An 18175-nucleotide genomic window follows, 5' to 3' on the forward strand; every position below is an offset into this window, starting at 1 on the left:
GATGCAGCTGACAGTTTGGACATATGAGGGGCCTCCCCATGTCGGCGCGATGCGCGTCGCCACGGGTATGGAAGGCCTGCACTACGTGCTGCATGCGCCGCAGGGCGACACCTACGCCGACCTGTTGTTCACCATGATCGAGCGCCGCGATCGTCGCCCGCCGGTGACCTACACGACGTTTGCGGCGCGCGACCTCGGCGGCGACACTGCCGAACTGTTCAAGACCGCGGTGCAGAATGCCTATGAGCGGTTCCGGCCGCAGGCGATGATCGTCGGCGCGTCCTGCACCGGCTCGTTGATCCAGGACGATCCGGGCGGTCTGGCGAAGGGCATGGGGTTGCCGGTCCCGGTGATCGCCATCGATCTGCCGGCCTATCAGCGCAAAGAGAACTGGGGCGCGGCCGAAACCTTCTATCAGCTGGTCCGCGCGTTGGCGGGGCCGTCGGCGCCGCCGCCCGGCAGCAAGCGCCCCGAGCGCGCGCCCGGCGTTCGCCCGAAGTGCAACATTCTCGGGCCGACCGCGCTCGGTTTCCGGCATCGCGACGACGTGATCGAAATCACCGCGCTGCTCGGCAAGCTCGGCATCGACGTCAACGTCACCGCGCCGATGGGGGCGACCCCGGCCGACCTGACGCGATTGGGCGAAGCCGACTTCAACGTCGTGCTGTACCCGGAAATCGCCTCGCAGGCGGCGTCCTGGCTGCATCGGATCTTCCACCAGCCGTTCACCAAGACGATCCCGATCGGCGTCTCGGCGACCCGCGAATTCATCGAGGAAGTGGCCGCGTTGGCCGGCGTCGACGCGGCGCCGGTGTTGAAAGCCAATTCCAGTCGGCTGACCTGGTTCTCGCATTCGGTCGACTCGACCTATCTCACCGGCAAGCGGGTGTTCATCTTCGGCGATGCCACCCACGTCGTCGCCGCGGCGCGGATTGCGTCCGATGAAATCGGCTTCAAGGTGGTCGGCATCGGCACCTACAGCCGCGAGTTCGGCCGCGAGATCCGCGAGGCCGCCAAGCTCTACGACGTCGAGCCGCTGATCACCGACGATTACCTCGAGGTCGAGGCGCATATCGCCGAGCTGCAGGTCGAGCTGGTGCTCGGCACCCAGATGGAGCGCCATATCTCCAAGCGCCTCGGCGTGCCCTGCGCGGTGATCTCGGCGCCGGTGCATATCCAGGATTACCCCGCGCGCTACGCCCCGCAGATGGGTTTCGAAGGCGCCAACGTGATCTTCGACACCTGGGTGCATCCGTTGATGATGGGCCTCGAAGAGCATCTGTTGGCGATGTTCAAGGACGATTTCGAATTCAAGGACGGCGCGGTGCCGTCGCATCTCGGCGTCGGCCATTCGGCGCCCGCGGTGCAGACCGCGTCGTCCGAGCCGCAGCCATCAGCCATCGAGACGCCGAGCGCCGCAGCGACCGAGACCGCGGCGGTCTGGGCTGCCGATGCGGAAAAAGAACTCCGCAAGATCCCGTTCTTTGTTCGCGGAAAGGCCCGCCGTAATACCGAGCGATTCGCCAACGAAAATGGCGTCGCCACCATAACCGTCGAGACATTGTACGATGCCAAAGCGCACTTCTCCCGCTGACGCTACGCCGTTACGTGTCGTCATCGTTACGATGGACAGTCATCTGTCCGGCGCGGCCGCCCGCGCGCGTAATCTGTTGCGGCGTGATTATCCCGGGATCGAACTGACGGTGCATTCCGCCGACGAGTGGGGCACCGACGAGGGCGCGCTCGGCCGTTGCTACGCCGATATTGCCACCGGCGACATCGTGATCGCCACCATGCTGTTCCTCGACGACCACGTTCGCGCGGTGATGCCGGCGCTGCTGGCGCGTCGCCTGGACTGCGACGCCATGATCTGCTGCATGTCGGCGGCCGAGGTGGTGAAGCTGACCCGGGTCGGCAAGTTCGACATGAGCGCCGAGGCGCTCGGCGCCATCAACTGGCTGAAGAAGCTGCGCGGCAAGAAGGAATCCGGTCCGGCCGGCAAGGGCGAGATGAAGATGCTGCGGCAGCTGCCGAAGCTGCTGCGCTTCATTCCCGGCACCGCGCAAGATATGCGCGCCTACTTCCTGACGCTGCAATATTGGCTCGCCGGCTCCGAGCAGAACATCGCCAACATGGTGCGCTTGCTGGTCGATCGCTACGCCAGCGGCCCGCGCAAGGGCCTGCGCGGCATCGCCAAGGCCGAGCCGCCGGTCGAATACGCCGATATCGGCGTGTATCACCCGCGGATGAAGGGCCGGATCGCGGAATCCGTCGATAAGCTGCCGACCATTCCGAACCAGCAGGGCACCGTCGGCGTGCTGTTGTTGCGCTCCTATCTACTGGCCGGCAATTCCGGTCACTATGACGGCATGATCGAGGCGTTCGAGGCCAAGGGGCTGCGCGTCATCGCGGCGTTCGCCAGCGGTCTCGATCAGCGTCCGGCGATCGAAAAGTTCTTCATGAAGGACGGCCGCAGCGCCGTCGATGCGGTGGTTTCACTGACCGGCTTCTCGCTGGTCGGCGGCCCTGCCTACAACGATTCCAAGGCGGCCGAAGACATTCTGGCGACGCTCGACGTGCCGTATCTGTCGGCGCATCCGGTGGAATTCCAGACTCTCGAACAATGGGGCGCCTCCGACCGCGGCTTGATGCCGGTCGAGAGCACCATCATGGTGGCGATCCCCGAACTCGACGGCTGCACCGGCCCGATGGTCTATGGCGGCCGTTCCGACGCCGGCGAAGTGCCGTGCGCGGGCTGCGATCGGGCTTGCAAGTTCACCCGTTCGGAAAACGGCGGCGACATGTACACCTGCGCCGAACGCGCCGAGGTGTTGGCGTCCCGCACCGCCAAGCTGGTGGCTTTGCGCCGCAGCGAGCGCAAGGACCGCAAGGTCGCGGTGGTGCTGTTCAACTTCCCGCCGAACTCCGGCCATATCGGCACCGCGGCTTTCCTCGGGGTGTTCGAGTCGGTGTACCGCACGCTGCAAGCGATGCAGCGCGAGGGCTATCAGGTCGAGCTTCCCGCCAATTCCGACGAGTTGCGCGAGCGCATCATCACCGGCAACGCCCAGCGCTTCGGCTCCGATGCCAATGTGCATGCGCGGGTGATGGCTGGCGATCACGTCAAGAACGAGCGTTGGCTGCGCGAGATCGAAGGCCAGTGGGGTCCGGCGCCAGGCAAGCATCAGAGCGACGGCAGCTCGATCTTCGTGCTCGGCGAGCGCTTCGGCAACGTGTTCGTCGGTGTGCAGCCGGCGTTCGGTTACGAAGGCGATCCGATGCGCCTTTTGTTCGAAAAGGGCTTTGCGCCGACGCACGCGTTCTCGGCGTTCTATCGCTGGCTGAAAGAAGATTTCGGCGCCCACGCGGTGCTGCATTTCGGGACCCATGGCGCCTTGGAGTTCATGCCCGGCAAGCAGACCGGCCTGTCCGGCGCCTGCTGGCCCGACCGCATGATCGGCGATCTGCCGAACGTCTATCTCTATGCCTCGAACAATCCGTCGGAAGGCTCGATCGCCAAGCGGCGCTCCGCCGCGACGCTGATCAGCTACCTGACCCCGCCGGTGGCGCATGCCGGCCTGTATCGCGGGCTGGTCGAGCTGAAATCCTCGATCGAGCGCTGGCGCGGCCTGTCGCCGGACGACGAGGCGGAACGCGCCGATCTCGCGGTGCTGATTCAGGCGCAGGCCAGCGCGCTCGACCTTGCGACAGCCGAGCCGGCCTGGGGCGATGCCGCCGTCGCCACCATCGCGAAATTGTCCGAAGACGTGCTGGAAATGGAATACGCGCTGATTCCGCACGGACTGCATGTGGTCGGCGAAAATCCGACGTTCGAGCAGCGGGTGGAAATGCTGCAAGCGGTGGCCGATGCCTCGCACGGCATTCGCCCCGAACAGTCGGTGATCGAAGGGCTGGTCCGCGGCGAGCGGCCGGAGCACGTGGTGGTCGGATCGGGGCCCGAGGCCGAGGCCAATATCGCGATCTACAAGCAATTGGCGGCCACCGACCGGCTCTTGGCCGAGGATCATGAAATTCCCAGCCTGATCCACGCCCTGGACGGCGGGTTCATCCGTCCGGCGCCCGGCGGCGATCTGTTGCGCACGCCGGCGATTCTGCCGACCGGCCGCAATCTGCACGGCTTCGATCCGTTCCGGATCCCCAGCGCGTTTGCGGTGCAGGACGGCGCGGCGCAGGCGCAGCGGCTGATCGAAAAGCACATGGAAGGCGGCAACGGCCTGCCGGAGTCGGTCGCCATCGTGTTGTGGGGCACCGACAACCTGAAGAACGAAGGCGCGCCGATCGGCCAGGCTCTGGCCTTGCTCGGTGCCCGGCCGAGGTTCGACAGCTACGGCCGGCTGACCGGCGCCGAACTGATCCCGCTCGGCGAACTCGGCCGGCCGCGCATCGATGTCATCATCACCATGTCGGGCATTTTCCGCGACCTGTTGCCGCTGCAGATCAAGCTTTTGGCAGAGGCTTGCTTCCTCGCGGCCTCGGCCGATGAGCCGACCGACTTCAACTTCGTGCGCCGGCATTCGCTGGCGTATATGGAACAACACAAGTGCGACATGGAGACCGCGTCGCTGCGGGTGTTCGGCAACGCCGACGGCGCCTACGGCTCCAACGTCAACCATCTGGTCGAGAACAGCCGCTGGGAAGACGAGGACGAACTCGCCGAGACCTACACCCGCCGCAAGAGCTTCGCTTACGGCATGAAGGGCCAGCCGGTGCAGCAGGCCGATCTGTTGAAGAGCGCGCTCGCCGACGTCGATCTGGCCTACCAGAATCTCGACTCCGTCGAACTCGGCGTCACCACGGTCGATCACTATTTCGACACGCTGGGCGGCATCAGCCGCGCGGTGCGCCGCGCCAAAGGCGGCACCGCGGCCCCCGTCTATATCGGCGACCAGACCCGCGGCGCCGGCACGGTGCGAACCTTGTCGGAGCAGGTGGCGCTGGAGACGCGCACCCGCATGCTCAATCCGAAATGGTACGAAGGCATGCTGAAGCACGGCTACGAAGGTGTGCGGCAGATCGAAGAACACGTCACCAACACCATGGGCTGGTCCGCGACCACCGGCGAGGTGGCGCCGTGGGTGTATCGCCAGCTCACCGAAACCTTCGTTCTCGACCCCGAAATGCGCGCGCGTCTTGCGGCCCTCAACCCGGTGGCGTCGGCGAAAGTCGCCAATCGCCTGATCGAGGCACACGAACGCAATTACTGGTCTCCCGACCCGGAAATGCTCGAGGTCCTGCGCAAGGCAGGCGAAGAGCTTGAGGATCGCCTTGAAGGCGTAGGAGTTGCCGCATGAACATTCTGACCGATCCCGCCAAGCTGAAGACCGCAGGCTGCGCCGACACCAACGCCTCGAAATGCAGCGAGGGCGACGGCGAGGGCAGCGTCCAGGTGCAGCTCGATCCCAACCTGAAGATCGGCACCGCCAAGGTGTTCTCGATCTACGGCAAGGGCGGCATCGGCAAGAGCACGACCTCGTCGAACCTGTCGGTGGCGTTCTCCAAGCTCGGCAAGCGCGTGCTGCAGATCGGCTGCGACCCCAAGCACGACTCCACCTTCACGCTGACCAAGCGGCTGGTGCCGACCGTGATCGACGTGTTGGAATCGGTGAACTTCCACTCCGAGGAACTGCGCCCCGAAGACTTCGTGTTCGAGGGTTACAATGGCGTGATGTGCCTGGAAGCAGGTGGCCCCCCGGCGGGAACCGGTTGCGGCGGCTACGTGGTCGGGCAAACCGTGAAGCTTCTTAAGGAACATCATCTGCTCGAAGATACCGACGTGGTGATCTTCGACGTGCTCGGCGACGTGGTGTGTGGCGGTTTTGCCGCGCCGTTGCAGCATTCCGAACGCGCGATGATCGTGGCGGCCAATGATTTCGATTCGATTTTCGCGGCGAACCGGATCGCCGCGGCGATTGCGGCGAAATCGAAGAACTACGGCGTGCGGCTCGGCGGTATCATTGCCAACCGCTCCAGGGAAACCGACCAGATCGACAAATTCGGCGAGCGGACCGGTATCAGGCGGATTGCGCATCTCCCCGATCTCGATGTCATCCGCAAGAGTCGTCTGAAAAAGATGACACTCTTTGAGATGGATCACACCGACGAAATTCTGGCCGTGCAACAAGAGTACCTTCGGCTTGCCACTGAAATGTTGGAAGGCAAGGAACCGCCGATTGACGGCAAGCCGCTGAAGGATCGCGATATCTTTGACCTCTTGGGATTTGATTGATGCCCGTGGCCAACTATCTCGAACGGCGTGGTGAACTGAAGACCTATTTCGACCGCACCGCGGCCGACAATTGGGCTCGTCTCACCTCCGACGCCCCGGTCAGCGGCATCCGCGCCACGGTGCGCGCCGGGCGCGATGAGATGCGCAACACGTTGCTATCATGGCTGCCGGCGAACATGACCGGGATGCGGCTGCTTGATGCCGGATGCGGCACCGGTGCGCTGTCGATCGAAGTCGCGCGCCGCGGTGCGCATGTCGTCGCCATCGACCTGTCGCCGACGCTGGTCGAGGTCGCGCGGGAACGCATCCCGGCCGACGTCGATCCGGCCCTGATCGATTTCCGCTCCGGCGACATGCTCGATCCCAAGGCCGGCGAATTCGACTTCGTGGTGGCGATGGATTCGCTGATCCATTACCTGCCGGCGGATATCTGCAAGATCATGGCCGGGCTCGCCGCCCGCACCAGCCAGGCGATGCTGGTGACCTTCGCGCCGAAGACGCCGGCATTGGCGCTGATGCATTTCGTCGGCGGCTTCTTCCCGCGCGGCGATCGCGCCCCGGCGATCGAGCCGGTGGCTGAACAGAAACTCCGCAAGCTGCTCACCGCCGATCCGGCGCTGCAGCAATGGCAGATCGGCCGCACGCATCGCGTCGCGCGCGGCTTCTACACCTCGCAGGCTTTGGAGATGATCCGTCGATGAGCCAAATGGCGGCGACATTGGTGAAGGGGTGGATGCGGCTCGGCAGCCGTTTCCTGCCGTTTGCCGACGCCGCCACCACCGAACTTCCGCTTGGCCGGCTGTTGCGGTTGTCGCTGTTCCAGGTCTCGGTCGGCATCGCCATTGTGTTGCTGAACGGCACCCTGAACCGGGTGATGATCGTCGAGCTCGGCGTCTCCACCCTGCTGGTGTCGCTGATGGTGTCGTTGCCGCTGGTGTTCGCGCCGTTCCGCGTACTGATCGGTTTCAAATCCGACAACCATCGTTCCGTGCTCGGCTGGCGTCGCGTGCCGTATATCTGGATGGGAACGCTGCTGCAGTTCGGCGGCCTTGCCATCATGCCGTTTGCGCTCTTGGTGTTGTCCGGCACCGGCGAGGCGCCAGCGGCCTACGGCCAGGTCGGCGCCGCCTTGGCGTTCCTTCTCGTGGGCGCCGGTTTGCACACCACGCAGACCGCCGGCTTGGCGTTGGCCACCGATATCGCGCCGGAGCATTCGCGGCCGCGGGTGGTGGCGTTCCTCTACGTCATGCTGCTGTTCGGCATGGTCGGCAGCGCCTTGGTGTTCAGCCAGCTGCTGAAAGACTTCAGCGAGATGCGGCTGATCCAGGTGATCCAGGGCGTCGCGGTGGTGATATTCGCGCTCAACGTGATCGCGCTGTGGAAGCAGGAAGTCCGCAATCCGGCGCTGACCTCGGCGAAGCGCGAGCGGCCGCAGTTCAACCAATCCTGGGCCAAGTTCCGCGAAGCCGGCGGCTCCACCCGGATGCTGGCTGCGGTCGGCCTCGGCACTGCGGCGTTCTCGATGCAGGACATTCTGCTGGAGCCCTACGGCGCCGAAGTCCTCAAACTCACCGTCGGCCAGACCACCGCGCTGACGGCTTTCTTCGCGCTCGGAACGCTCGCCGGATTCGGCCTTGCGGCGCGCACGCTCGGCCGCAGTGCCGATCCGTATCGTGTCGCCGGCTTCGGCGTCGTCGCCGGGATTTTCGCGTTTGCCGCGGTGATCATTGCCGGGCCGGCGCAGTCGGCGATGCTGCTGCGGCTCGGTACCGCGTTGATCGGCTTCGGCGGCGGCCTGTTCGCCGCGGGAACGCTGACCGCCGCGATGGCAATCGCCAAAGACGGCGAGAGCGGATTGGCACTCGGCACCTGGGGCGCCGTTCAGGCGACCGCGGCCGGCGGAGGAATTGCGGTCGGCGGCGGCATCCGCGATGCGGTGTCGTCACTGGCCACCAACGGAATGTTCGGCAGCACTCTGATGAGTGCGTCGACAGGATACAGCGTCGTATATCAAATCGAAATTGCGCTGCTGTTCGCCACTCTGATTGCGATCGGTCCGCTCGTGCGCTCAGCACGAACGAATTTCTCGCAATCTTCATCCAAATTCGGCTTAGCCGAATTTCCAGGTTAACTAACTAGAGCGAGGTCGGTCCCATGCAAGCCGGTGCTTATTTAGACGTAGCACAAGTCACTCTCTACGTATTTTGGATCTTCTTTGCCGCGTTGATCTTCTATCTCCGCCGCGAAGACAAACGTGAGGGATATCCGCTGGTCTCCGACAGCGGCGGACGTCGTCCCGGTTACGGCATTCCGTATCCGCCGGAGGACAAGAAGTATCTGCTGCGCGGCGGCAAGGTCGCCACCGTTCCCAACCACAAGAACGATCGTCCGAATCCGGCGCTCGCCTCCACCGCGCCGTGGCCGGGTGCGCCGTTCGTCCCGACCGGCAACCCGTTCGCCGACGGCGTCGGCCCGGGCTCCTATGCGGATCGTGAAGACGTTCCGGAACTGACGCTGGAAGACGTTCCGGTGATCGTCCCGCTGCGCGTGGCCAAGGGCATCACCCTCGATCCGCGCGATCCCGATCCGCGCGGCATGAAGGTGGTCGGCGCCGATGGCCAAGTCGGCGGTACGGTGGTCGAAGCCTGGGTGGACCGCGCCGAAGCGCTGATCCGCTATCTCGAAGTCGAGGTGAAGGGCGCCAAGGGCACCAAGCGCATCCTGCTGCCGCTGCCGTTCGCCTTGGTCGATCGCCCGAAGGGCTACGTCTCCGTCGACGCCATCCTCGGCAGCCAATTCGCCGACGCGCCGACCCTGGCCAAAGCCGACCAGGTCACCAAGCGCGAGGAAGACCGCATCGTCGGCTACTTCGGCGCCGGCACGTTGTATGCGACCCCGGAACGGCAGGAGCCGATCGTATGAACCAAGACCCCCGTCAGCTTCATGAACTTCCCTCTTCGCTCGCGGAGGGGGAGCGCGTGATCTGGCAAGGCAAGCCCTCGTTCAAGGGGCTTGCCGTGAGGTCTTTCCATATCAGGGAGGCCGGCATTTATGTCGGCCTCTTCCTGGCCTGGAAGCTTTGGTCGTATTGGTCCAACGGAATGGCGACGAGCGACGCGGTGGGTTCCGCCGTGTGGCTCCTCGTTCCTTGCCTCGCGGGCATTGGTCTGCTTGCCATGCTGGCTTGGCTGTTCCGCCGTGCGACGACCTACACCATCACCAGCAAACGCGTCCTGTTGCAGTTCGGCGTCGCGCTGCCGATGTCGATGAACATTCCACTGAGCAAGATCGCCAACGTCGATCTGAAGACCAACCGTGACGGCACCGGCGACATCCCGCTGCAGCTCGCCGATACCAAACGTGTTTCTTACGTGCTGCTTTGGCCCCACATCCGCCCCTGGCGGCTGCGCGCGCCGGAGCCGATGCTGAATTCGGTGCCGGAGGCCGCCACCGTGGCTGCCAAGCTCGCCGAAGTGCTGGCCGGCCAGCCTGGCCCGTCGGCAAAATCTCTCGTTCAAGTTACCAACAGCGGCATCTCGAAAGATCCGCTGGGAAACCCACCCGCCCCCGTGGCGGCCTGAACCGGAGACGCACATGGACGACGCCGCTCACGATCTGAAAATTCCGAAGGGGGCGCTGGTCGCCGCCGGCTTGCTCGTGGTGTTCGCACTGGTGGCCGCAACGGTGTCGCGGGTCACCGGGGTCGGCCGAGTCCAGATGACGCCTCCGGCGATCGTCGAGAGTCTCAGCCTGCAGTTCGAAGACGGCCAGGACGGCTCCGTCCTGGTCTACAACGCGGCCGATCACCAGCTGCTCGACTCGCTTCCGCCGGGCAGCAACGGCTTCGTCCGCGTGGTGATGCGCGGGATGGCTCGCGAGCGGCGTCTCGCCGACGTCGGCCGGCAGCCGCCGTTCCAGCTCGCGCGCCATGTCAACGGCCAGCTCACGCTCACCGATACGGCCAACAACAAGCAGATCGATCTCAACGCGTTCGGCTCCAGCAATCTGGCCGCCTTCGCGCGCTTAATGGAAAAAAAGGAAGGCTCAAAATGAGCCTGTTCGGGAAACGCACAAGCTTCGAGGTTCCCTGCACGGTGGAAATCGAGCAGACGTCGGAATCGCTGCATGCCCACGTCATTCTTGACGGCGACATCGAGATTCGGCCCGGTGACGAAGTCACCGTGCACGACGCGCCGACCGACATCGGATTCGGCGAACACATCGTCGTGCGACGCACGGCGACGGTTGTTCGCGCCGGCCTTCTCGAAGGTCTGCGTGCACGGCTCGAAGGCTACCTGGAATTGACCGAGCTTTACGAAGTCAGTTTTTCAAACGGGAGGGTTTCATGATTCCAATGGAAGGCGGCAGCCAAGGCGGCCTGCGACCAAGCTCCCGGCCGGCGATCAAGGGGAGCGAAGACAGCCTCAATATCGCGCGTGAGGACACCATCCTGACGCCGCGGTTCTACACCACCGATTACGCGGCGATGGACCGCCTCGACGTCAGCCTGGTGCGCTCCGAATGGAACGCGATGATGAAAGAGCTGCGCGCCGACTACAACAAGTCGCATTTCAAGAAGCAGGACGAGTTCAATTACGATCTGGACCGGCTGCCGCCGGAACTGCGCAAGGAATTCAAGGATTTTCTGGTCAGCTCGCTGACCGCGGAGTTCTCCGGCTGCGTGCTGTATTCGGAGATCAAGAAGCGCATCAAGAACAAGGAAATCCAAGAGCTGTTCGGCTATCTCAGTCGCGACGAGGCGCGGCACGCCGGCTTCATCAACGAGATCCTCAAGGACCACGGCATCGGCGTCGATCTCAGCTTCCTCACCAAGGTGAAGAAGTACACCTATTTCCGGCCGAAGTTCATCTTCTACGCGACCTACTTGTCCGAGAAGATCGGCTACGCCCGCTACATCACTATCTACCGGCAGATGGAGCGCCATCCGGAACGCCAGTTCCATCCGATCTTCCGTTGGTTCGAGAGCTGGTGCAACGACGAGTTCCGCCACGGCGAGGCCTTCGCGCTGTTGATGCGCGCCGATCCGTCGCTGCTGCGCGGCTTCAACAAGCTGTGGATCCGTTTCTTCGTGCTGGCGGTGTTCGCCACGATGTATGTGCGCGATCACATGCGCCCGGCGTTCCACGAGGCACTCGGCATGGAGCCTTCGGACTACGACATGCAGGTGTTTCGGATCACCACCGAGATCTCCCGGCAGGTGTTCCCGGTGACGCTCAATCTCGACGATCCGCGGTTCATGGCGGGGCTGGATCGGCTGTACCGGATCGCGATGAAGATCGAAGACAGCCGCGCGCAGCGCGGCCTGATCGGCAAGCTGAAGCGACCGCTGTTGGCGGCTGCGGCGGCGTGGACCTTCGGCCGGATGTTCCTGCTGCCGGCCAAGCGGAACGAACTGCCTCGCGAAATCGGCCTGCGGCCGGCTTGGTGAGGGGAGCGCGGACATGGCCCTGTACCTTGGTCCACCAGTTTTCGCGGCGTTTGTCTGGTGGTTCAGCACTGGGGCCGTGCTGCTGCTCGTCGGCAGTCTGGGACATTCGCGGAGTCTGCGCGGGGTCTGCGCCGGAGGTCTGCTGACCATCGGGTTGTGCGGCCTCTCGGTGACCGCGACCGATACCAGCGTCGCGGCCGCCTACATGGCCTTCAGCTGCGTCATCTGCCTGTGGGCGGCGCAGGAAATCGTGTTCCTGTCGGGTTGGCTGACCGGGCCGCGGCCTGAGCCCTGTCCGGCCGGCGCCACCGGGCTGCATCGTTTCGGTCGCGCGCTGCAGGCGATCATCTATCACGAAGTGTCGTTGCTGGCCTGCGGCGGCTTGGTCCTTGCGCTCACCTGGAATGCGCCGAACCAGGTCGGGCTGTGGACCTATGCCGCGCTGCTGGTGCTGCGGCAGAGCGCCAAGATCAATCTGTTCCTGGGGGTGCCGGTCACCAACGCGGAGTTGATGCCGGATGCCGTGCAGTTTCTGCGGACCTACTTCGCGCGCAAGCCGGTGAGTGCGTTCTTCCCGCTGTCCGTCACGCTGTCGACCGCTGTTCTGGTGATCATGATTCAGCGGATCGTCGAAGTGTCCACGACGCCGGCCGACGTCGTCGGTCTGACGCTGGTCTCAACCCTCTTCGCGCTCGGCGTCGTCGAGCATTGGTTTATGCTGCTCCCGCTGCCAGCGATCACGCTGTGGGGCTGGGGTATGCGGTCGAGTTTTCCGCCGGAGAACAACATCATGGAACCGAATCCGTCCGTCAATAACAATGCCGTTCCGCCAGTTCATCGTGCTAACCCGGAGGTCTCGGACGCGCCGCAGACCGCTGCCGAAACCAGGACGGGCCAGCCGCAGCTGGTGGTGGTTCCCAACGTCAGAAACGAAGAGCTTCCGGCCAAGGCCAAGAGCGCCTGCGCCCGACAGCGCCTCGAGGATCAGTTCCGCCAGACCTTTCTGGAGCAACATCCCCGCGGCGAGCTGGCGACGGCGCGCATCGGCATTGCCACGGAGCCAGCGGCAACGGTCAACGGGAGGACTTCATGAACTACGAGACGTATTTCCGCCGGCAGCTCGACGGCCTGCACCGTGAAGGGCGCTACCGCGTGTTCGCGGATCTCGAACGCGAGGCCGGCAATTTTCCGCACGCCAAGCATCACGGCCAGGACGGCACCGGCGATGTCACGGTGTGGTGTTCGAACGACTACCTCGGCATGGGGCAGCACCCGGCGGTGCTGGCGGCGATGCACGAGGCGCTCGATCAATGCGGCGCCGGCGCCGGCGGCACCCGCAACATCGCCGGCACCAACCATTATCACGTGCTGCTGGAGCGCGAGCTCGCCGACCTTCACCACAAAGAGGCGGCGCTGCTGTTCACCTCCGGCTACGTCTCCAATATGGCCTCGCTGTCGACGCTGGCGTCGCGGATGCCGGGCTGCGTCATCCTGTCCGACGAGCTCAACCATGCCTCGATGATCGAGGGCATTCGCCACAGCCGCGCCAAGACCGTGATCTTCGCCCATAACGACGTCAAGGATCTCGAGCGCAAGCTCGCCGATCTCGATCCGCAGCTGCCGAAGCTGGTGGCCTTCGAATCGGTGTATTCGATGGACGGCGATATCGCGCCGATCGCCGACATCTGCGACGTCGCCGACAAATATCACGCCATGACCTATCTCGACGAAGTCCACGGCGTCGGGCTGTACGGGCCGCGCGGCGGCGGCGTCTCCGATCGCGAGGGCCTGAGCGATCGGCTCACCGTGATCGAAGGCACCTTGGCGAAGGCGTTCGGCGTGGTCGGCGGCTATGTCGCGGCCTCCGCCACGATCTGCGATTTCATCCGCAGCTTCGCCTCCGGCTTCATCTTCACCACCTCGCTGCCGCCGTCGGTGGCGGCGGGCGCGCTCGCCAGTATCCGTCATCTCAAGGCAAGCTCGGTGGAACGCGAGCGGCACCAGGACCGCGTGGCGCGTTTGCGCAAGCGGCTCGATCAGGCCGGCGTCGCGCATATTCCAAATCCGAGCCACATCGTGCCGGTGATGGTCGGCGACGCGGTGCGCTGCAAGCAGATCAGCGACACGTTGATCAGCCGCTACCGCATCTATGTCCAGCCGATCAATTATCCGACCGTGCCGCGCGGCACCGAGCGGCTGCGCATCACGCCGTCGCCGCATCACACCGATGCCGATATCGAGCATCTGGTGCAGGCGCTGACCGAGATCTGGGCCGAACTCGGCCTCGCCAAGGCGGCGTAATCTTTCGCGCGCCGCCCGTTTGCGGCGGCGCCAGTATCGAATGCCAAACGTCCCTGACAACTCGCGCCGTCAGGGACGTTTCATTTTCAGCGACGACTCGGCGTCAATGCCGCCTCGGCTTGGCCGAGGTCCGGGTCAGCCGCATCCGCCCTTGGGTGCGTGGCAGGAATTGCGCGCCTTTGGCGCTGAAAAAATCCAGCATCGCGCGCGCTGGCGGCAGCAGCACCTTGTCCTTGCGGCTGAGCACGAACCATTGCCGCACCACCGGAAGACCGACGACGTCGAGGATCACCAGCCGCCGCTCGTCGAGTTCGGTCGCCACCGTATGCGCCGACAGGAAGGCGATGCCGAGGCCGGCGATCACCGCCTGCTTGATGGTCTCGTTGCTGCTCATCTCCATGCCGATGGTCGGCCGGATGTTGGCGGCTTCGAACAGTTGTTCCATCAGGCTGCGGGTGCCGGAGCCGGGCTCGCGGGTCAGGAAAGTCTCCTTGGCCAATTCGCCGAGCGCGATGCGGTGCTTGCGCGCCAGCCGGTGCGCGGTCGGCGCGATGATGACGTGCGGATGATCGCCGATCAGGTGCACGTCCATGTCGATGCCGACCGGCGGGCGTCCCATGATCGCGATATCGAGTTCATAGCCTTTCAGCGCGTTGCTGACCTCCTCGCGGTTGCCGATCGACAGCTTGACGTCGATCTTCGGATGCAGCTTCTGAAACGCCGAGATCATGAACGGCACGAAGTATTTCGCGGTCGACACCGCGCCGATCGAGATCCGCCCGGCGGTCTTGCCGGCGATCATGTCGAGCGAGGTTTCGCAGGCGGCGATCGCCGCCTCGATCCGCTCGCACAGCGCCAGCACTTCGGCGCCGGCGTCGGTCAGCGCCATGCCATCGCTCTTGCGCTGGATCAGCGGCAGCCCAGCCAGCGCCTGCAGGTTGCGCAGCTGCAGCGTCACCGCCGGCTGGGTGAGGTGCAGCTTGTTGGCGGCGGCGGTGATGCTGCCGCTCCCGGCCAGCGCCGCCAGCGCCCGTAACTGCCGGATGGAAACCGTGCGGAACAGCTTCGCCATAAGATAAACTTTCGCCAAACAGAAGTTAAAGAAATTTCCCTTATTTATCCGATGGGGTCAATCTCCTCCCAACCCACCCCGCTGGATTTTGCACCGCGCCCGCCGCCATCACGGCCGCTCGGACCCGATCCGCGGACCGCCGAGAACGCCAAAGAGGAGAGCGCCATGAACGAGTCAGTCACGATACGTGGCAAGGATCGCTACAAGTCCGGGGTGATGGAATACAAGAAAATGGGCTATTGGGAGCCCGACTACGAGCCGAAGGACACCGACATCATCGCGTTGTTCCGGGTCACGCCGCAGGACGGGGTCGACCCGACCGAGGCGTCCGCCGCGGTGGCCGGCGAATCCTCGACCGCGACCTGGACCGTGGTGTGGACCGATCGGTTGACGGCCGCGGAAAAATACCGCGCCAAATGTTATCGCGTCGATCCGGTGCCGAATTCGCCCGGCCAGTTTTTCGCCTACATCGCCTACGATCTCGACCTGTTCGAGAACGGCTCGATCGCCAACCTGTCCGCCTCGATCATCGGCAACGTGTTCGGCTTCAAGCCTTTGAAGGCGCTGCGGCTGGAAGACATGCGGCTGCCGGTGGCTTACGTGAAGACCTTCCAGGGCCCGGCGACCGGCATCGTGGTCGAGCGCGAGCGGATGGACAAGTTCGGCCGCCCGCTGCTCGGCGCCACCGTGAAGCCGAAGCTCGGCTTGAGCGGCCGCAATTACGGCCGCGTGGTCTATGAGGCGCTGAAGGGCGGGCTCGACTTCACCAAGGACGACGAGAACATCAACTCGCAGCCGTTCATGCATTGGCGCGAGCGCTTCCTGTATTGCATGGAAGCCGTCAACAAGGCGCAGGCCGCGTCCGGCGAGATCAAGGGCACCTATCTCAACGTCACCGCCGGCACCATGGAGGAGATGTACGAACGCGCCGAATTCGCCAAACAGCTCGGTTCGGTGATCATCATGATCGACCTGGTGATCGGCTACACTGCGATCCAATCGATGGCGAAATGGGCGCGCCGCAACGACATGATCCTGCATTTGCACCGCGCCGGGCACTCGACCTATACGCGGCAGCGCAATCACGGCGTCTCGTTCCGCGTCATCGCCAAATGGATGCGGCTCGCCGGCGTCGATCACATCCACGCCGGCACCGTGGTCGGCAAGCTGGAGGGGGATCCGGCGACCACCAAAGGCTACTACGACATCTGCCGCGAGGACTACAACCCGATGCAGCTTGAGCACGGCATTTTCTTCGAGCAGAACTGGGCGAGCCTCAACAAGCTGATGCCGGTCGCCTCGGGCGGTATCCACGCCGGCCAGATGCATCAATTGCTCGACCACCTCGGCGAGGATGTGGTGCTGCAGTTCGGCGGCGGCACCATCGGCCATCCGATGGGCATCCAGGCCGGCGCCACCGCCAACCGCGTTGCCTTGGAAGCGATGATCATGGCCCGCAACGAAGGCCGCGATTATCTGCACGAAGGCGAGGAAATTCTCGCCAAGGCAGCGCTGACCTGCACGCCGCTGAAGGCGGCGCTGGAGACCTGGAAGAACGTCACCTTCAACTACGAATCCACCGACATGCCCGACTACGCGCCCACCCCCAGCGTCTCGATGTAAGGAGCAGGACCATGCGAGTGACCCAAGGCTGTTTCTCTTTCCTGCCCGATCTCACCGACGAGCAGATCACCTCCCAGGTGCAATACGCGCTCGGCAAAGGCTGGGCGGTGAACATCGAGTTCACCGACGATCCGCACCCCCGCAACACCTATTGGGAAATGTGGGGCTTGCCGATGTTCGATCTGCAGGACGCCGCCGGCGTGCTGATGGAATTGAACGAGTGCCGCAAGATCTACGGCGACCGTTACATCCGGCTGTCGGCGTTCGACTCCAGCCCCGGCTGGGAATCGGTGCGGCTGTCGTTCATCGTCAACAGGCCGAAGGAAGAGCCCGGCTTCCGGCTCGAACGTCAAGAGTCCGACGGCCGCAATACCCGTTACACCACCAAATCTTATGCGGTCGATCGTCCCGAGGGTCGGCGCTACGGTGGATCATGAACGAGCGCGCGGCCACGACGGACAGCACGACCGCGGTGCAAACCGCGGTCGATCTCCGCAAGGAGTTCAACGAGGTCGGTATCGGCGAGGTGCTCGATCAGCTCGATCGTGAGCTGATCGGGCTGAAGCCGGTGAAGACGCGGATCCGCGAGATCGCAGCATTGCTGCTGATCGAGCGGTTGCGCAAGCGGATGGGGCTGGCGTCGGGCAATCCGACGCTGCACATGTCGTTCACCGGCAATCCCGGCACCGGCAAGACCACGGTGGCGCTGCGGATCGCCGCGATCTTGCACAAGCTCGGCTTCGTCCGCCGCGGTCACGTCGTCTCGGTAACCCGCGACGAGTTGGTCGGGCAATATATCGGCCACACTGCGCCGAAGACCAAGGAGGTCTTGAAAAAGGCGATGGGCGGCGTGCTGTTCATCGACGAGGCGTATTATCTCTATCGTCCCGACAACGAGCGCGACTACGGCCAGGAGGCGATCGAGATTCTTCTCCAGGTGATGGAAAATCAGCGCGACGATCTTGTGGTGATTCTCGCCGGCTATGGCGAGCGGATGGACAAGTTCTTCGCCTCCAATCCGGGCTTTCGCTCGCGGATCGCGCACCACATCGATTTTCCGGACTATTCCGACGACGAATTGCTATCGATCGCCGAACTGATGCTGACCGAGCAGAACTACAAATTCAGCCCCGACGCCGAAGCAGCGTTCGTGCGCTACATCGGTTTGCGCAAGGCGCAGCCGTTGTTCTCCAACGCCCGCTCGATCCGCAATGCGCTCGATCGGATTCGCTTGCGCCAGGCCAACCGGCTGGTCTCCGACCTCGACCGTGTGCTCACAGCCGACGACATCATGACGCTGGAAGCCTCCGACGTGCTGGCGAGCCGGGTGTTCGAGAAGGGGGGAGAGACGTGATCGACTTTGCCGGCCACATAACCCCCGTCATTCCGGGGCGCGAGGGCGATAGCCCGAGCGAACCCGGAATCCGCAACGCGCGATGACTCCAACACCCGCGGCGAGATTCCGGGTTCGCTCGCGGCTCAC

The 18175-nt window shown here is 64.2% G+C and carries 16 protein-coding genes; 15 read left to right on the forward strand and 1 reads right to left on the reverse strand.

What is annotated here, in order from left to right:
• The first annotated feature begins 1 nt into the window (after position 1).
• Genes bchB through hemA form a run of 12 tightly spaced genes read left to right on the forward strand, consistent with a single transcriptional unit; the run spans position 2 to position 13997 of the window.
• Positions 2-1594 carry a ferredoxin:protochlorophyllide reductase (ATP-dependent) subunit B gene (bchB, locus tag RPC_RS06600; RefSeq protein WP_011471781.1) on the forward strand — a complete coding sequence of 531 codons (1593 nt, stop codon included), beginning with the start codon at positions 2-4 and terminating at the stop codon, positions 1592-1594.
• Positions 1569-5312, forward strand: a complete 3744-nt coding sequence (locus tag RPC_RS06605) for a magnesium chelatase subunit H (protein WP_011471782.1) — start codon at positions 1569-1571, stop codon at positions 5310-5312. The genes bchB and RPC_RS06605 overlap by 26 nt, the downstream gene beginning before the upstream one ends.
• Positions 5309-6247: a ferredoxin:protochlorophyllide reductase (ATP-dependent) iron-sulfur ATP-binding protein gene (gene bchL / locus RPC_RS06610; protein WP_011471783.1), complete on the forward strand. Its 939-nt coding sequence runs from the start codon at positions 5309-5311 to the stop codon at positions 6245-6247. The genes RPC_RS06605 and bchL overlap by 4 nt, the downstream gene beginning before the upstream one ends.
• The gene (gene bchM / locus RPC_RS06615; RefSeq protein ID WP_011471784.1) at positions 6247-6948 is read left to right on the forward strand and encodes a magnesium protoporphyrin IX methyltransferase; all 702 of its coding nucleotides are present in this window, start codon (positions 6247-6249) and stop codon (positions 6946-6948) included. Before bchL ends, bchM begins: the two co-directional genes overlap by 1 nt.
• On the forward strand, positions 6945-8378 hold the full coding sequence (locus RPC_RS06620; protein ID WP_011471785.1) for a PucC family protein: 1434 nt from the start codon (positions 6945-6947) through the stop codon (positions 8376-8378). Before bchM ends, RPC_RS06620 begins: the two co-directional genes overlap by 4 nt.
• A gap of 23 nt (positions 8379-8401) precedes the next feature.
• Positions 8402-9169 (forward strand): photosynthetic reaction center subunit H, encoded by a 768-nt coding sequence (puhA, locus tag RPC_RS06625; protein WP_011471786.1) that lies wholly within the window; start codon positions 8402-8404, stop codon positions 9167-9169.
• Entirely contained in the window at positions 9166-9828 is a 663-nt protein-coding gene (gene puhB, locus RPC_RS06630; RefSeq protein WP_011471787.1) for a photosynthetic complex putative assembly protein PuhB, read from the forward strand. The genes puhA and puhB overlap by 4 nt, the downstream gene beginning before the upstream one ends.
• Before the next feature lie 13 nt (positions 9829-9841).
• A complete protein-coding gene (gene puhC, locus RPC_RS06635; protein WP_011471788.1) occupies positions 9842-10300 on the forward strand; it encodes a photosynthetic complex assembly protein PuhC in 459 nt (152 codons plus the stop codon).
• Complete coding sequence (locus RPC_RS06640) at positions 10297-10596, forward strand: hypothetical protein (protein WP_011471789.1); 300 nt, start codon at positions 10297-10299, stop codon at positions 10594-10596. Before puhC ends, RPC_RS06640 begins: the two co-directional genes overlap by 4 nt.
• Positions 10593-11696 (forward strand): magnesium-protoporphyrin IX monomethyl ester (oxidative) cyclase, encoded by a 1104-nt coding sequence (acsF, locus tag RPC_RS06645; RefSeq protein WP_041801472.1) that lies wholly within the window; start codon positions 10593-10595, stop codon positions 11694-11696. The genes RPC_RS06640 and acsF overlap by 4 nt, the downstream gene beginning before the upstream one ends.
• A gap of 13 nt (positions 11697-11709) precedes the next feature.
• Positions 11710-12789: a putative photosynthetic complex assembly protein PuhE gene (puhE, locus tag RPC_RS06650; protein ID WP_011471791.1), complete on the forward strand. Its 1080-nt coding sequence runs from the start codon at positions 11710-11712 to the stop codon at positions 12787-12789.
• Complete coding sequence (gene hemA, locus RPC_RS06655) at positions 12786-13997, forward strand: 5-aminolevulinate synthase (protein ID WP_011471792.1); 1212 nt, start codon at positions 12786-12788, stop codon at positions 13995-13997. Before puhE ends, hemA begins: the two co-directional genes overlap by 4 nt.
• Positions 13998-14100: 103 nt before the next feature.
• On the opposite strand, the gene RPC_RS06660 is transcribed toward hemA, so the two are convergent.
• Entirely contained in the window at positions 14101-15069 is a 969-nt protein-coding gene (locus RPC_RS06660) for a LysR family transcriptional regulator (protein ID WP_011471793.1), read from the reverse strand.
• A 165-nt stretch (positions 15070-15234) separates the two neighbouring features.
• Between RPC_RS06660 and RPC_RS06665 the strand changes: the two genes are divergently transcribed.
• Genes RPC_RS06665 through cbbX form a run of 3 tightly spaced genes read left to right on the forward strand, consistent with a single transcriptional unit; the run spans position 15235 to position 18046 of the window.
• Complete coding sequence (locus tag RPC_RS06665) at positions 15235-16692, forward strand: form I ribulose bisphosphate carboxylase large subunit (RefSeq protein WP_041801474.1); 1458 nt, start codon at positions 15235-15237, stop codon at positions 16690-16692.
• 11 nt (positions 16693-16703) lie between these two features.
• Positions 16704-17129, forward strand: a complete 426-nt coding sequence (locus RPC_RS06670; protein WP_011471795.1) for a ribulose bisphosphate carboxylase small subunit — start codon at positions 16704-16706, stop codon at positions 17127-17129.
• Positions 17126-18046, forward strand: coding sequence for a CbbX protein (gene cbbX, locus RPC_RS06675; protein WP_011471796.1), 921 nt, complete (start codon positions 17126-17128; stop codon positions 18044-18046). The genes RPC_RS06670 and cbbX overlap by 4 nt, the downstream gene beginning before the upstream one ends.
• Positions 18047-18175 lie beyond the last annotated feature (129 nt).

This window comes from Rhodopseudomonas palustris BisB18 (genome assembly GCF_000013745.1).
GTDB lineage: Bacteria > Pseudomonadota > Alphaproteobacteria > Rhizobiales > Xanthobacteraceae > Rhodopseudomonas_A > Rhodopseudomonas_A palustris_F.

Excerpts from the sequence above, each read along its gene's own strand:
- bchB (WP_011471781.1), top strand. The coding sequence starts at position 2 with ATGCAGCTGACAGTTTGGACATATGAGGGGCCTCCCCATGTCGGCGCG.
- RPC_RS06605 (WP_011471782.1), top strand. The coding sequence starts at position 1,569 with ATGCCAAAGCGCACTTCTCCCGCTGACGCTACGCCGTTACGTGTCGTC.
- bchL (WP_011471783.1), top strand. The coding sequence starts at position 5,309 with ATGAACATTCTGACCGATCCCGCCAAGCTGAAGACCGCAGGCTGCGCC.
- bchM (WP_011471784.1), top strand. The coding sequence starts at position 6,247 with ATGCCCGTGGCCAACTATCTCGAACGGCGTGGTGAACTGAAGACCTAT.
- RPC_RS06620 (WP_011471785.1), top strand. The coding sequence starts at position 6,945 with ATGAGCCAAATGGCGGCGACATTGGTGAAGGGGTGGATGCGGCTCGGC.
- puhA (WP_011471786.1), top strand. The coding sequence starts at position 8,402 with ATGCAAGCCGGTGCTTATTTAGACGTAGCACAAGTCACTCTCTACGTA.
- puhB (WP_011471787.1), top strand. The coding sequence starts at position 9,166 with ATGAACCAAGACCCCCGTCAGCTTCATGAACTTCCCTCTTCGCTCGCG.
- puhC (WP_011471788.1), top strand. The coding sequence starts at position 9,842 with ATGGACGACGCCGCTCACGATCTGAAAATTCCGAAGGGGGCGCTGGTC.
- RPC_RS06640 (WP_011471789.1), top strand. The coding sequence starts at position 10,297 with ATGAGCCTGTTCGGGAAACGCACAAGCTTCGAGGTTCCCTGCACGGTG.
- acsF (WP_041801472.1), top strand. The coding sequence starts at position 10,593 with ATGATTCCAATGGAAGGCGGCAGCCAAGGCGGCCTGCGACCAAGCTCC.
- puhE (WP_011471791.1), top strand. The coding sequence starts at position 11,710 with ATGGCCCTGTACCTTGGTCCACCAGTTTTCGCGGCGTTTGTCTGGTGG.
- hemA (WP_011471792.1), top strand. The coding sequence starts at position 12,786 with ATGAACTACGAGACGTATTTCCGCCGGCAGCTCGACGGCCTGCACCGT.
- RPC_RS06660 (WP_011471793.1), bottom strand. The coding sequence starts at position 15,069 with ATGGCGAAGCTGTTCCGCACGGTTTCCATCCGGCAGTTACGGGCGCTG.
- RPC_RS06665 (WP_041801474.1), top strand. The coding sequence starts at position 15,235 with ATGAACGAGTCAGTCACGATACGTGGCAAGGATCGCTACAAGTCCGGG.
- RPC_RS06670 (WP_011471795.1), top strand. The coding sequence starts at position 16,704 with ATGCGAGTGACCCAAGGCTGTTTCTCTTTCCTGCCCGATCTCACCGAC.
- cbbX (WP_011471796.1), top strand. The coding sequence starts at position 17,126 with ATGAACGAGCGCGCGGCCACGACGGACAGCACGACCGCGGTGCAAACC.